This window comes from Bacillus amyloliquefaciens DSM 7 = ATCC 23350 (assembly GCF_000196735.1).
Classification (GTDB): domain Bacteria; phylum Bacillota; class Bacilli; order Bacillales; family Bacillaceae; genus Bacillus; species Bacillus amyloliquefaciens.
Window position 1 is genome coordinate 2766232 of the sequence record NC_014551.1, and the last position, 14974, is coordinate 2781205.

The window sequence follows — 14974 nt, forward strand, 5'->3', positions numbered from 1 at the left end:
TTAGAAGTCTGCTTTAGGTTCAGTCCATGTTTTTGATGAGCTCTTCACCGAACTCTGAACATTTCACTTCGGTTGCACCGTCCATTAATCTAGCAAAATCGTACGTTACTACTTTTGAAGCAATCGTTTTTTCCATAGATTTAATGATCAAGTCAGCAGCCTCATTCCAGTTCAGGTGTTCAAGAAGAAGCACTCCTGAAAGGATGACGGATGACGGGTTGACCTTGTCAAGGCCGGCATATTTAGGAGCCGTTCCGTGAGTCGCTTCGAAAATCGCATGCCCTGTTTCATAGTTGATGTTCGCTCCCGGCGCGATTCCGATTCCGCCTACCTGAGCGGCAAGCGCATCAGAGATATAGTCTCCGTTTAAGTTCATTGTCGCCACGACGTCGAATTCGCTCGGGCGGGTTAAGATCTGCTGAAGGAAAATATCAGCGATGCTGTCTTTGACGATGATTTTCCCTGCTGCTTCCGCTTCGCTCTGCGCTTTATCAGCTGCTTCTTTCCCGTCTTTTTCGACAATGCGGTCATATTCAGCCCAAGTGAATACTTTATCTCCGTATTCTCTTTCAGCAAGCTCGTAGCCCCAGTTTTTAAATGCCCCTTCAGTGAACTTCATGATGTTTCCTTTGTGGACAAGTGTAACAGATTTACGGCCGTTTTCGATCGCATACTCAATGGCGGCTCTGACTAAGCGGCTTGTTCCTTCTTCAGAAACAGGCTTGATTCCGATTCCTGATGTTTCAGGGAAACGGATTTTGTTAACGCCCATTTCATTTTGCAGGAAGCTGATCAGCTTTTCAACTTCTTCAGAACCTTTCGCATACTCAATTCCGGCGTAAATATCTTCTGTATTTTCGCGGAAAATGACCATATCTGTATCTTCAGGGCGTTTGACCGGAGAAGGCACTCCTGTGAAATATCTGACAGGGCGCAGACACGTAAACAAATCAAGCTCCTGTCTCAGCGCTACGTTCAAAGAACGGATACCGCCGCCGACAGGTGTCGTCAGAGGCCCTTTGATCGCGATGAAGTACTCTCTGATGTCTTCCAGCGTTTGGGCAGGGAGCCATTCACCTGTTTTATTATAAGCCTTTTCACCGGCATAAACTTCTTTCCACGTGATTTTTTTCTCGCCTTTATATGCTTTTTCAACAGCGGCTTCCAAAACTTTAGAAGCGGCATTCCAAATATCAGGGCCTGTGCCGTCGCCTTCAATAAACGGGATGATCGGATTATTTGGTACGTTTAATACTCCATTAGAGACTGTAATTTTTTCACCTTGTGACACAATATTACCTCCCAGTATGTAATTCATATTTAGAAAACATTTTATTTTTCTTGTATAAAAAATAAAATGATTTTTCTCAAGATTCTATCAAAATTGTAAACCAACCCGGGCTTGATTAACAAGAGGCTAACGACATGAAAATCACCAGCCTCCCGTTTGATCAGGCTCTTTCATCAATCGGAACAAAAGTCTGCTTATCCGGACCCGTGTATTCAGCGCGCGGGCGGATGAGGCGGTTGTTATCGTATTGCTCAAGAATGTGCGCGATCCATCCTGACATTCTGCTGACCGCAAAGATCGGCGTGAACAGATCGTGATCAATGCCGAGACTGTGGTAGACAGATGCGGAATAGAAATCAACGTTAGGCGGAAGTTTTTTCTCCGACGTCACGATTTCTTCGACACGGATTGACATGTCGTACCATTTGCTTTCACCCGTCAGATTCGTCAGGCGTTTGCTCATTTCTTTTAAATGTTTGGCGCGCGGGTCCCCATGCTTATACACGCGGTGCCCAAAGCCCATTACTTTTTCCTTTTTCTCCATTTTGCTGCGGATATAAGGCTCGGCATTTTCCACTTCGCCGATTTCTGTCAGCATTTTCATGACGGCTTCATTGGCTCCCCCGTGAAGCGGCCCTTTTAAAGCGCCGATGGCGGCTGTGATGCCTGAGTAAATATCGGATAAGGTGGCGACGCATACTCTCGCCGTAAATGTTGATGCATTCAGCTCATGATCCGCATGAAGAATGAGCGCTTTGTTAAACGCTTCCACTTCGATCGGAGAAGGCTCTTCACCGTTTAAAGTGTATAGGAAATTCTCCGCGATTCCGTACTCTTCCTTCGGTTCAACGGGATCAAGCCCTTTACGGATTCTTGAGAAAGCGGCGACAATGCCCGGCACCTTCGCCTGCAGGCGGATGGCTTTTCTGTAGTTCGCTTCCGGATTCATGACATCGGCTTCACTGTCAGTCAGACCGAGTAATGAAATCGCTGTCCGAAGCGCCGCCATTGGATGTACGTTATTGAGGGGATAGGATTTGAAGTGCTCAATGATTTCTTGTGGAACGGCAGCTTCTTTCGCAAGCTGTTTTTTCAATTCAGCAAGTTCCGTTTTATTCGGCAGGCGCAGATGCCACAGCAAATAAATGATTTCTTCAAAACTTGCATTCTCTGTCAAGTCGTCAATATCGTACCCTACATATGTAAGGGTATCGTCGATAATAGAGCTTACAGATGATGTTGTTGCTACAACCCCTTCAAGACCGCGTGTTGCTGTCATATTCAACCTCTCCTTTTCAATCAAAATTCCCCTTTAAAGAGTATATAAAACATACGGCTTACTTAAAATGAGTCATGCAAACAATCCCTTTCCCCTTTAAGAAAATGCTTACATTTCACTGGTTGCGGTTACATAACCGATATGCTTATAGAGGAACATAACAAATTCTTATAAGCTTATTTAAGTTTAAGCCTATTCTTATTATAAACAATAATCAGACATTTGTTAAATGTTTACCTATAATTTTTTTTTCTTTCTCGCACATTTTCTTGATTTTACGCGGTTTTTTCATCTTTTTCCGCAAAAAAAAAGCAGCTTTCAGCCGCTTTTTTACTTTACGAAGTGAATATTTTAACGATTTGCATGGCCAAGTAGGCGATTCCGGCGCCGATTAACGGACCGACGGCGACGCCTCCGAAAAGCGCGACGGCAAGTATCGTGCCGATGACCAGCGCCGTTGTAATATGAGGATCGTTTTCCAATAGGGTGAGACCGTTTTTGGCGATTAAGGCAACGGCGATCCCGGCACCGAGCGCGATCCACGCGTAATACGATTTCATCGCTTCTCCGAGCTGTTTAAAACCGATATCACCCGTAGCAATCGGCACTAAAACGGCGATTGTAATGACAGTAACCCCCCAGTTGATTCCTTTTGACTGAATAACCGGAAACAGTTTCTGGTCAAGACCGACAGCTTTTATCACGATAAGAAAGCCGACGGCAAAAAGCAATGACTGATTTTTGGCTATCAATGCGATGGCCAGCAATAATAGTAAAAATAAATTCGCCTGTGTAAACATCCTGAAAGCACCATCCTTTATCATAACTGTATTCATATCCTTTTTTTTGACGAATAAACTAATGTAATAGGACGTGCCGACCGAGAGGAGGATCGATGTGAATCCGCACTATGCAACTGTTTTTTTCCGCGCGCTGTTTGTACTCGCTGCGGCCGGCGGCGCTTTAGCGGCCGGTTACGCCTCATTCCCGTTAACTTATCCGTTTCTGATCGCCCTTATTCTGTCATCGGCGATCATACCGGTTGTTGACTGGCTGGACAAACTGACGGGTCTGCCCCGGTCAGTCAATACAGTCATTGTCCTGGTCTTCTTTTTGCTGATCCTTCTTGGCGCGGCGACCTTTCTGGTTGCGGAAATCATTTCGGGAACCGCTTATCTGGCTAAAACGCTCCCTCCCCATATCAGCGCCTTTATGACATATTGCGAAGAGCTGTTCACTTCCCGCATTCAGCCATTGTACCACGAGCTGACCGTCTTATTTAACGGGCTGGAAACCAATCAGCAGGCATCAATCGTGACGCATATCCAGACGCTCGGTGATACAGCCGCTAAAAATGCGGGGCTGATGCTTTCACATCTTTTGGAACTGGTGCCGAAATGGATTGCCTTCCTTCCCAATACAGCAGCCGTCTTCGTTTTCGCAATGCTGGCCACCTTTTTTATGACAAAGGACTGGCACAAGCTGAAAGCGCTGCTTTATTCCATTCTTCCGGAACGGGTTTCGGCAAACGCCAAGGCCGTATCGGGAGAGCTGAAAAAAGCGATGGCAGGTTTCATTAAGGCGCAGGCCGTGCTCATCCTTTTTACGATGATCATTGTCTTTATCGGACTTTTTCTTTTAGGGATTGAGCATGCGGCAACCATTGCCTTTTTTATCGGACTGGTGGATCTTCTCCCGTATCTCGGCGCCGGATCGGTATTTGTTCCTTGGATTATGTATTTGGCCATTGCCGGACAGCTTCCTCAAGCGATCGGCCTCGGTATTTTATATATTGTGGTTCTCATTCAGCGCCAGCTGACGGAGCCGAAAATTCTAAGCAAGTCGATCGGTCTTGATCCGCTTGCGACCTTAATCGCCCTGTTTGCCGGCTTTAAGCTGTTCGGAATTTTAGGACTGGCTGCGGGGCCTGCACTGCTTGTTTTCATTCAGGCATTTATCACAACGGGCGCTTTAAAAGAAATATGGGCCTATATTACTGTTCAGTCCAAATAAAAACAGCAGCCCTGTAAAAAGGCTGCCGTTTTTATTTGATAATGATCCGCTTGTTTTTTGACATTCCTCTCAGCCATTTGAACAAAAGCGGCTTCATGCGGTTCCGAGTGAACGGAATCAGAAGACAGGCCCCTGCAATATCGGACAAAAAACCCGGAAGCATCAAAAGCAGGCCTCCGATAAAGACGCATATCCCGTCCAGAAGCGCTTCCCCCGGCATTTTGCCGTGCTGCAGATCGCGCATCACCCGATGATACACATCAGTTCCCTGTCTTTTTGCCACCAAGGCGCCTAACACACCTGTCAAAATGATGAGAAGGACGGTCGGAAAAACGCCGAGCCATTTTCCCGCCAGCAGAAACAAGCCGATTTCAATCGCCGGACACACGATAAACAGTAAGAATAAAACTCTCATTTTTCTGCCCTCCTGCCCTTCTAAAAAGCGTGTCACCGCCCGCATGGGAATAGGAAAATCAGCCTAAAGACAAAAGAGAAGGGCAAATCCCCTCTCTTTTTTAAAGCTGTTTAAAGAACGCTTGCGCGGCCTTCATACACAGCGCCGCGGGCAGCGTCAACTGTGATAACCTGTCCTTCTGTTAAAACTGAAGTTGCGTTCTCCAGGCCTACGATAACCGGAATGCCCAAGCTTAAACCGACCACGGCAGCATGGCTTGTCAGACCGCCTTCTTCAGTGATGAGCGCGGATGCTTTTTCAAGTGAAGCGATCATGTCGCGGTCAGTGCTTGAGACAACCAATACCGCGCCGTCTGTCATTTTTTGTTCAGCTTCTTTCGCATTTTTTGCAACTACGACAGGACCGAAAGCGGATTTGCGTCCGATGCCCTGCCCTTTTGCGACAATGCTGCCGACAGTGTGGACTTTCATCAGATTCGTCGTGCCTGATTCACCGACAGAACCGGCTGTAATGACAATCAGATCACCGCGTTTCACGATGCCGCTGTCAAGTGATTTTTGTACCGCATCTTCAAGCATTTCATCTGTTGAATTTGCGTTTTGTCCGCTTGCTGGGAATACACCGAATACAAGACCGAGTTTGCGTGATACAGACTCGTTCACCGTAACGGCTACAATCGGAGCCTGAGGACGGTATTTCGCGATCATACGCGCCGTATGGCCGCTTTCTGTAGGCGTAACGATAGCTGCTGCATTCAGGTTGATCGCCGTATGCGCAACTGATTGGCCGATCGCATCGGTAATCGTCATGCCGACCTGATCTCTGCGTTTAGACAGAATTTCTTTGTAGTTCAGAGATTCTTCCGTGCGTGTGGCGATGTTAAACATTGTTTGAACCGCCTCAACAGGATATTGTCCCGCAGCTGTTTCACCGGAAAGCATGATAGCATCTGTGCCGTCGAAAATGGCGTTGGCAACGTCACTTGCTTCAGCGCGTGTCGGACGAGGGTTGCGCTGCATGCTGTCAAGCATTTGTGTCGCAGTGATAACCGGTTTGCCGAGCGCGTTGCATTTTTTGATCATTTCTTTTTGCACGAGCGGCACTTCTTCAGCCGGAATCTCAACGCCGAGGTCTCCGCGCGCTACCATTAAGCCGTCAGAAACTTCCAGGATCGCATCCAGGTTGTCCACGCCTTCCTGGTTCTCGATTTTAGGGATGATTTGAATGTCAGACGCGTTGTGCTCTTCAAGCAGTTCGCGGATTTCCAGGACATCCGTAGAACGGCGCACAAATGACGCAGCGATGAAATCTACGCCTTGCTCAATACCGAATACGATATCTTTGGCGTCTTTTTCAGTAATTCCCGGAAGGTTGACGCTGACACCCGGAACGTTTACGCCTTTTTTATTTTTCAGCGTGCCGCTGTTTAAGATTTTTGTTTTGATTTCGTGTTTTTCCGGATTTGATTCAAGCACTTCCAATCCGATTAAACCGTCATCCAACAGGATGATAGATCCTGCTGACACGTCGTCTGCCAGGCCTTCATAAGAAACAGAGAACTTTTCAAGTGTTCCCAGCACCTGTTTCGTAGAAACGATAATTTCATTTCCCGCCTGAAGCTCAAGCTCGCCGTTTTCCATATCGTGCGTGCGGATTTCCGGGCCTTTCGTATCAAGAAGAATTCCCACGTTTTTGCCGAGCTTTTTGCTTGCTTCTCTGATGTTTTTGATTCTTGCGCCGTGCTCTTCGAAATCACCGTGTGAAAAATTCAGACGAGCAACGTTCATACCCGCTTCCATCAACTTTGTCAGCATTTCTACACTTTCACTGGCCGGACCGATTGTACAAACGATTTTTGTTTTTTTCAACTCGTTCACTTCCTTCTGAAATCTTCAGCTTCTACCGTCTTAAATAGACAGTTCTTTTGAAAGCTGATACATGTTTGGTTCAACAGTATGTTTTGTCTCTAAAATTTCTATAATATCATGGTCTACAAGCTTGTTGTTTTGTATACCTACGCAGCGTCCGCCTTTTCCTTCAAGCAGAAGCTCAACCGCGTAAGCGCCGAGGCGGCTTGCAAGAACCCGGTCAGAAGCGCTTGGAGATCCGCCGCGCTGGATGTGCCCTAAAACGGATACCCGTGTTTCAAGGTTCGTCTCTTCTTCGATGCGTTTTCCGAATTCAACCCCGCTGCCTACCCCTTCTGCAACGATGATGATACTGTGTTTTTTGCCGCGGTCATGCCCTCTCTTCAAACGGCCGATAATTTCCTCCATATCGTAATCCGCTTCAGGAATTAAAATTGATTCCGCTCCGCCTGCAAGCCCTGCCCATAAAGCAATGTCGCCTGCATGGCGCCCCATAACTTCAATAACGTATGTACGCTCATGCGACGTAGCGGTGTCACGGATTTTATCAATCGCATCAATTACGGTGTTTAACGCCGTATCAAATCCGATCGTAAAATCAGTTCCCGGGATGTCATTATCTATCGTACCCGGTACACCTACACATGGAAACCCGTGTTCCGTTAATTTTTTCGCACCCATGTATGAACCGTCTCCGCCGATAACGACAAGACCTTCGATGCCGAGTTTCTTTAAATTTTCGATTCCTTTTTCACGGCCTTCAACTGTTTTGAATTCAGGACATCTGGCCGTGTACAGCTTTGTTCCTCCGCGATGGATGATGTCGCCGACCGAACCCAGCTCCAGTTTCTCTATTTTTCCGCTGATTAATCCTGAATAACCGTTATAAATTCCGTATACTTCTACATCGTGGTAGATAGCTTTCCGCACAACCGCGCGCACCGCTGCGTTCATCCCCGGGGAATCCCCGCCGCTCGTTAATACTCCTATACGCTTCATTTTCCTATTCACCTCAGCAACATATATATGTTAAACATATCATGATCATTGCCCTAAAACAATGAAAAGGGACGCCTGAGCTCCCATGAAACCTTACCTATTATACAATTAAATAAATTGTTTTTAAATAAAATTTAAGGAATATCACAAAAAACACAAAAAATAAACGTGAGCCATAGGCTTCACGTCTATTCAGTTTACCCCGATATATTGATCCTCAACCGAAACTTTTCCGATTGCTTTATATTTTTCGTAGCGCTGTGAGATCAATTCTTCGGCGTTCAATTGAAGAAGAGATTTTAATGTTTCTTTAAGAATGCCGTCAATGTAGCCCGCCTGCTGCTTGATATCATGGTGAGCTCCGCCCTTCACTTCTTTAATCATATCATCTATAATTCCTAATTCTAATAAATCGGGCGCAGTAATCTTCATGGTTTCAGCCGCTTTTTTGGCAAGGCTGGAATCTTTCCACAAAATGGACGCGGCTCCTTCAGGAGAAATAACGGAATACGTCGAGTTCTCAAGCATCAGCATGCGGTTGCCGACACCTAATGCAAGCGCGCCTCCGCTGCCGCCTTCCCCGATGACGATACAAACGACAGGCACTGTCAGGCCGGCCATTTCGAACAGGTTCTTGGCGATGGCTTCACTTTGTCCCCGTTCTTCCGCCGCTTTGCCCGGATACGCTCCCTTCGTGTCGATGAAGCAGATAATCGGGCGGTTAAACTTATCCGCCTGCTTCATGAGGCGGAGCGCTTTACGGTAGCCCTCCGGATGAGGCATCCCGAAATTGCGGACAAGGTTTTCTTTCGTGTCTTTTCCGCGCTGATGACCGATAACGGTGACCGGCATGCCGTGATATTTGGCAACTCCGCCGACAATCGCCGCATCGTCTCCGTACGTTCTGTCTCCGTGGCACTCAAAAAAGTCAGTAAACAGGTATTGAATGTAATCAAGCGTCGTCGGCCGGTCGGGAAGGCGTGCGATCTGCACTCTGTCCCACGGTTTCAGGTTTTTATAAATCTCATCCTGGAGCTTGCTGAGCCGGTCTTCAAGCCTTGCGATTTCAGCGCTTAAATCCATCTCCGAATCCTGGGTGAATTTTTTCAGTTCGGCGATTTTCGTCTGGAGTTCAATTACCGGTTTTTCAAATTCTAATCTTGCAGCCACTCATGCTCACCTCCTGTTTGGTGCATGTCCAGCAGAAATGCGAGTTTGTCTTTCATGTCGTTTCGGTGAATCACCGCATCAAGCTGGCCGTGCTTTAATAAAAATTCTGCCGTCTGGAAATCTTCCGGCAGTTTTTCCCCGATCGTCTGTTCAATAATACGTCTTCCGGCAAATCCGATCAAGGCGCCCGGTTCAGCGAAATTATAATCACCGAGAGACGCGAAACTCGCCGATACGCCGCCTGTCGTCGGGTGGGTCATGACCGAAATAATCAGGCCCTGCTCCTCACTGAACAGTTTCAGCGCAGAGCTTGTCTTTGCCATCTGCATAAGGCTTAAGACCCCTTCCTGCATACGTGCGCCGCCGGAAGCGGTAAAGATGATGAATGGGACTTTTTCCTCTTTTGCTTTTTCAATTGCCAGCGTGATTTTTTCGCCGACAACCGATCCCATGCTGCCCATACGGAATGTCGAATCCATGATCGCGATCACGGCAGGGAATCCGCTGATGGTTCCTTTTCCGGTAACAACCGCTTCATTCAGCGATGTTTTCTCGCGGTCTTTTTCGACTTTTTCTAAATATCCCGGGAAACCGAGCGGGTTTTCAGATATCATTCCCTGGTTGAATTCTTCGAATGAATCTTCATCCAGGAGGCTTTCAATGCGCTGCTTTGCATTCATCGGGAAATGGTGCCCGCAGTTCATGCAGACGCGCAGGTTTTTATCTAACTCTTTTGTGAGCATGATTTTTTTACATTTCGGGCACTTTGTCATAATGCCTTCCGGAACATCATGTTTTGCCTGCTCAGACGGCACGGAAGCATATTTTTTCTTTTTTGTGAATATATCCTTTAACAAATGATTACCTCCCTTTTGTGAAGGGTTCTCTTCACTGCATGTCTTCCGATTAGATAGACTTAATAATAACTTTACCGAAACTATTGTACTTTTTTTGTCAAACGGTGTCATCCTCCATTCGACATTTTTTGCTGTAAAACAGACGGAAACAGGAGGATTCCGGACCGCAAAAAGCGTTGCTCAGCCTTATCTGTCAGCGTTTTCAAAAGAAATAAGGATTCTGCTGAATTTTTTTTAAGACCTGCCCTTAAAAAAATGCCAGCAGTCCGTATATTGAACAGCAGCGCGTTGTTTTTCCCAACGCGCTGCCATTTCATTTTTGTGTTATTATTCGCCGATGACCGTCAGCTGTCTTGTTTTTTCAGCCACTTCCTCAGGGTCGACCGTAATTCTGGCGACACCCGTTTCCATCGCTGCTTTCGCAACAGCTTTCGCAACGGCAGGAGCCACGCGTTTGTCAAATGGAGCCGGGATGACATAATCCGCGCTTAATTCATCCTCTGAAACGAGGGAAGCGATCGCTTCAACCGCAGCAATTTTCATTTCTTCGTTGATGTGAGTCGCGCGAACGTCAAGCGCTCCGCGGAAAATGCCTGGGAATGCCAGTACATTGTTTACCTGGTTCGGGAAATCAGAACGGCCTGTTCCGATTACGCTTGCGCCGGCTGCGCGCGCGTCTTCAGGCATGATTTCCGGATTCGGGTTGGCCATTGCGAAAATAATCGGATCTTTCGCCATGCTTTCCACCATTTCTTTCGTTAGAGCGCCTTCGACTGAAACGCCGATAAAGACGTCTGCATCTTGGATGACATCCTTCAGCGAACCGTCTTTGCGGTCTTGGTTTGTAAACTTCGCCACTTCGTTTTTCACCGCGTTCATGCCGGCCGGACGCCCTTCGTAAATGGCTCCTTTAGAGTCGCACATTACGATATCGCGTACGCCGAAATGGTAAAGAAGCTTGATGATCGCGATGCCTGCCGCTCCCGCTCCGTTTGCAACGACTTTAATGGATGACATGGATTTTCCTGATAATTTCAGCGCGTTTACAAGTCCGGCAACGGTTACGATGGCTGTGCCGTGCTGATCATCGTGGAACACAGGAATGTTAGTTTCTTTTTTCAGGCGTTCTTCAATGATAAAGCAGTTCGGCGCCGCAATATCCTCAAGGTTGACACCGCCGAATGTCGGTTCAAGCAGCTTCACCGTGTCAATGATTTTGTCCACATCGTTTGTGTCAAGCGCGATCGGGAATGCATCCACACCCGCGAAGCTTTTGAAAAGCACCGCTTTCCCTTCCATAACAGGAAGAGATGCTTCAGGTCCGATATTTCCGAGACCGAGAACGGCTGATCCGTCTGTTACGACTGCTACCATGTTCCCCTTCATTGTATAATCATATACTTTATTTTTATCGTTATAAATTTCTTTACAAGGCTCAGCTACCCCCGGAGAGTAGGCAAGGCTTAAATCGTCTGCATTTCTGACTTCTACCTTTGCTTTTGATTCGAGTTTTCCTTGGTTTACTTTGTGTAAATGTAATGCTTCTTCTCTTAATGACATTCTAAACACTCCTTTTAAGTACTTTGTTACATATTCTGCCGCATAGACTGGTACAATCTCTGGAGGTGAAAAATTTCAGAATCTTTAAATAAGATAGCACAATTGTTTCAATTGTATAACAAAACTATTGTTGTTACCACTATTTTAACACGACGTTTTCGCGGCCCAGCAGCTCTTTTAAACGGTATAACGCCTGATGGTCGGCCTGAATATGAAAAGTATCGGGCAGCCTGATGGTCTGCTTGTCCTTTTCGTAATAAAGATAAACGCCGGTTTCCCCTTTATGCTCCAGTAAAATACGCTTCATCTTTTCCAGAAACTCCTGATTGTGCCGGCTGCCTTCGATTTTGATGTAAACAGACGGCGCTCTGTCTGCCTCCGTCTGCTCAAGGAGAGAGGCGGATGACATAATAAATTGTATCTTCTCCTGCCGCTCTTCCATTTTTCCGGACGCGAATAAAAGCGCGCCTTCTTTTAACAGCGGAGACAGCCTTCTATATTGGTCAGGAAACACGACGGCTTCCATTTCTCCCGTTTCGTCGCTTAATGTGAGAAACGCCATATGCTGACCTGTCTTTGTCCGAATCGTTTTGATGCCTGCGAGCAAAGCGCCGATTGACAGCTGTCCTTTCGGCATCTGCAGCGCTGTTGCGATCGCTTGCGCCCCCCGTTTTTTCAAGAGATTCCTGAAAGCTGACAAAGGATGGCTTGAGAAATAAACACCGAGAGCTTCTTTTTCAAACCGAAGCTTGTCCACGAGCGGAAATTCCTCTGCCTCTACATATTTTGGCTTAATGGAGAACGATTCTTCCAAAAACAATCCCATTTGGTCATCGTCTGCACGAAAAAGCTCAGCGTGCTCTAAAGCCACATCAACGGAGGCCAGCAAGGCGGCGCGATTTTGATTGAATTCGTCCATGGCGCCAGAAAATATAAGGGCTTCGATTGTTTTCCGATTAACGCTTTTGGCAGGAACGCGAAAGCAGAAATCGAAAAGATCCTCGAACGGTTTATGTGTTCTTGCTTTATAAATATCTTTCACTGCCGAGACGCCTACGTTTTTTATGGCCCGCAAACTGTATCTGACGGCGCCGTTTTCAGGTGCAAACGGAAAACCGCTCTTATTGACAGACGGCGGAAGGACTTGGAGCCCGCTCCCCTTTGCTTCGTGCAGATATTGCGATATTTTGTCCTCATTGCCGATGACGCTCGTCAAAAGCCCGCACATAAAATATAAAGGATAGTGAGCTTTTAAATAGGCGAGCTGATAGCCGATCATGCTGTATGCGACAGCATGGCTTCTGTTGAATCCGTAGTTAGCGAATTTGACAATCAGATCGTAGACCTCGTTTGCAGTGACTACAGAATACTCCTTTTTTAAGCACCCTTCAACAAAATGGCTTCGCTCTCTGTCCAAAATGTCCTTTTGCTTTTTGCTGACAGCCCGTCTGAGCAGATCCGCTTCACCTAATGAAAAACCTGCCATGCGCGAGGCGATCATCATAATCTGCTCTTGATAGACGATGACGCCGTACGTGTCACTGAGAATATTTCTTACATCCTCGTGCGGGACTTCCACACGCGCCCGCCCGTGCTTCCGGTCGATAAATAGCGGAATATTTTCCATCGGCCCCGGCCTGTAAAGCGCGTTTACCGCGACAATGTCTTCAAGCCTTGACGGCTTCAGACGCTTCAGCACATTCCTCATTCCTGATGATTCCAGCTGAAAAATCCCCGTCGTATCGCCATTTGATAATAGCGAGAACGTTTTTTCATCCTGATAAGAAATCTCGGAAAAATCAATTTTCGTATTTGTCTCTTTTTCAATCATCGTCTTAATGGATTCGATAAGCGTCAGGTTGCGCAAACCTAAAAAGTCCATTTTCAAAAGGCCGAGATCTTCCAAGTGATCCATCGCATACTGCGTTAAATACACGCCGTCATGCCCTTCCTGCAGAGGGACAACTTCAGAAAGCGGCTCTTTGCTGAGAACAACGCCGGCCGCGTGTGTAGACGTATGCCTCGGAAGACCTTCGATTTTCCTTGCGATCTGAAACACTTTATGAAGAACGGCGGATTCAGACAGCCGCCTGTTCAGCTGAGCGGACTGCCGTCTCGCCTCCTCAAGCGTCATTCCCGGCTTAGACGGAATCAGGCGGGCAAGCTGGTCGGCTTCTTTCGGGCTGATTCCGAACACTCTGCCGGTATCCCTTAACGCCGCCTTTGCGGCCAATGTTCCGAAGGTGATAATCTGGGCGACGTGCATGCTCCCATACTTATTTTGCACATACTGAATGACCTCATCCCTTCTCGTATCAGGGAAATCGATATCAATATCGGGCATGCTGATCCGCTCGGGATTAAGAAACCTCTCGAATAACAAAGAATGTTTAAGCGGGTCCACGTCTGTAATGAAAAGGGAGTAAGCGACAAGCGAGCCTGCCGCAGACCCCCTTCCCGGACCTGTCACAATGCCCTTTTCATGCGCGTACTTCATAAAGTCCCATACGATGAGAAAGTAATCACTGAATTTCATGCGCCTGATGACATCCAGCTCATATTCAAGACGGCGGACAGCACGCTCATCAGGAGTGCCGAAACGGAGACGAAGCCCCTCATGACAGACTTCCGCCAAATAGTCATCAGCTGATTTGCCGTCCGGCGCCGGGAAAGACGGAAGCTGTGTCTGTCCGAGGCTGACATCGACTTGGCATTGCTGAGCGACACGTGCGGCTGCTTTGACCGCTTCCGGATTCTTCATATAAATATTTTCCATTTCTTCAGGCGGCCTCAAGTATAAGTCCGGCAGGTCCCCGCTCTGATCCTCCCATTTCTCCCCGGCTTTAATGGCGCACAGACAGCGGTACGCATCTTGATCTTCTTTCTTGATATAACGGACATCCCCCGCCGCGCAGACAGCGATTTCCGTCTCGGCTGACAGGCGGAGAATTTCTTCTGATAATGTCTCATGTCCTTTAAACGGCTGGTACCCTAAATAAAAACGGCCTTCTCCGAACAATTCCCGGAATCCTTCGGCAACCCGAACCGCTTCTTCAAACTCTCCTGCTTGAAGCAGGCTTTCAATGTACCCGTTTTCACCGGGCGTAATGGCGATCAGCCCTTCATGATAGCTCTTCATCCATTTTCGCTTCATGCCGCCCTTTGCTATGGATTGCAGCGCACTTGAGATTTTCAGCAGGTTCTGATATCCGGTGTTTGTCTCCGCCAAAAGAACAAGCGGGCGTGCTTCAAGCTCAGTTTCGTCCGTGTATATTGAAGCCGTCAGACCGATAATCGGCTTTATTCCGTGTGACTTGCATGCTTTATAAAACTCAATGGCGCCGTACATCACATTTTCGTCCGTGAGCGCCAATGAAGAATATCCGAGCTCCTTCGCTTGTGTAACAATCTCTTTTACAGAAGCGGCGCTGTTTAACAGGCTGTAGCCGCTACGTACTTGAAGGTGAACAAAAGACAATGCCGCCACTCCTTTCCCGTATACGTTCAATTTGCCTTTCTACA

General features: G+C 47.2%; 11 protein-coding genes. 1 reads left to right on the forward strand and 10 read right to left on the reverse strand.

The window, feature by feature from the left end:
* Window positions 1-19: 19 nt before the first annotated feature.
* From icd to BAMF_RS34200, 3 genes are all read right to left on the reverse strand, one after another.
* Window positions 20-1291, reverse strand: a complete 1272-nt coding sequence (gene icd, locus BAMF_RS34190; protein WP_013353156.1) for an NADP-dependent isocitrate dehydrogenase — start codon at window positions 1289-1291, stop codon at window positions 20-22.
* Window positions 1292-1451: 160 nt separating this feature from the next.
* Window positions 1452-2570, reverse strand: coding sequence for a citrate synthase (gene citZ, locus BAMF_RS34195; RefSeq protein WP_013353157.1), 1119 nt, complete (start codon window positions 2568-2570; stop codon window positions 1452-1454).
* Window positions 2571-2905: 335 nt separating this feature from the next.
* Entirely contained in the window at window positions 2906-3370 is a 465-nt protein-coding gene (locus tag BAMF_RS34200; RefSeq protein ID WP_007408072.1) for a DUF441 domain-containing protein, read from the reverse strand.
* A gap of 97 nt (window positions 3371-3467) precedes the next feature.
* On the opposite strand from BAMF_RS34200, the gene ytvI reads away from it, so the two are divergent.
* Window positions 3468-4583, forward strand: coding sequence for a sporulation integral membrane protein YtvI (ytvI, locus tag BAMF_RS34205; protein WP_013353158.1), 1116 nt, complete (start codon window positions 3468-3470; stop codon window positions 4581-4583).
* Between the two features lie 31 nt (window positions 4584-4614).
* On the opposite strand, the gene BAMF_RS34210 is transcribed toward ytvI, so the two are convergent.
* The 7 genes from BAMF_RS34210 to dnaE all read right to left on the reverse strand — a co-directional run bounded on the left by BAMF_RS34210 (window position 4615) and on the right by dnaE (window position 14930).
* Window positions 4615-4998, reverse strand: coding sequence for an FxsA family protein (locus tag BAMF_RS34210; protein ID WP_013353159.1), 384 nt, complete (start codon window positions 4996-4998; stop codon window positions 4615-4617).
* 110 nt (window positions 4999-5108) lie between these two features.
* A complete protein-coding gene (gene pyk / locus BAMF_RS34215; protein ID WP_013353160.1) occupies window positions 5109-6866 on the reverse strand; it encodes a pyruvate kinase in 1758 nt (585 codons plus the stop codon).
* A gap of 39 nt (window positions 6867-6905) precedes the next feature.
* The gene (gene pfkA / locus BAMF_RS34220; protein ID WP_013353161.1) at window positions 6906-7865 is read right to left on the reverse strand and encodes a 6-phosphofructokinase; all 960 of its coding nucleotides are present in this window, start codon (window positions 7863-7865) and stop codon (window positions 6906-6908) included.
* A gap of 192 nt (window positions 7866-8057) precedes the next feature.
* Window positions 8058-9035: an acetyl-CoA carboxylase carboxyl transferase subunit alpha gene (gene accA / locus BAMF_RS34225; RefSeq protein WP_007408067.1), complete on the reverse strand. Its 978-nt coding sequence runs from the start codon at window positions 9033-9035 to the stop codon at window positions 8058-8060.
* Window positions 9020-9892 (reverse strand): acetyl-CoA carboxylase, carboxyltransferase subunit beta, encoded by an 873-nt coding sequence (accD, locus tag BAMF_RS34230; protein ID WP_013353162.1) that lies wholly within the window; start codon window positions 9890-9892, stop codon window positions 9020-9022. Before accD ends, accA begins: the two co-directional genes overlap by 16 nt.
* A gap of 327 nt (window positions 9893-10219) precedes the next feature.
* Entirely contained in the window at window positions 10220-11452 is a 1233-nt protein-coding gene (ystJ, locus tag BAMF_RS34240) for an NADP-dependent malic enzyme (RefSeq protein ID WP_013353163.1), read from the reverse strand.
* Between the two features lie 139 nt (window positions 11453-11591).
* Complete coding sequence (gene dnaE / locus BAMF_RS34245) at window positions 11592-14930, reverse strand: DNA polymerase III subunit alpha (RefSeq protein ID WP_014470817.1); 3339 nt, start codon at window positions 14928-14930, stop codon at window positions 11592-11594.
* Window positions 14931-14974: the final 44 nt, after the last annotated feature.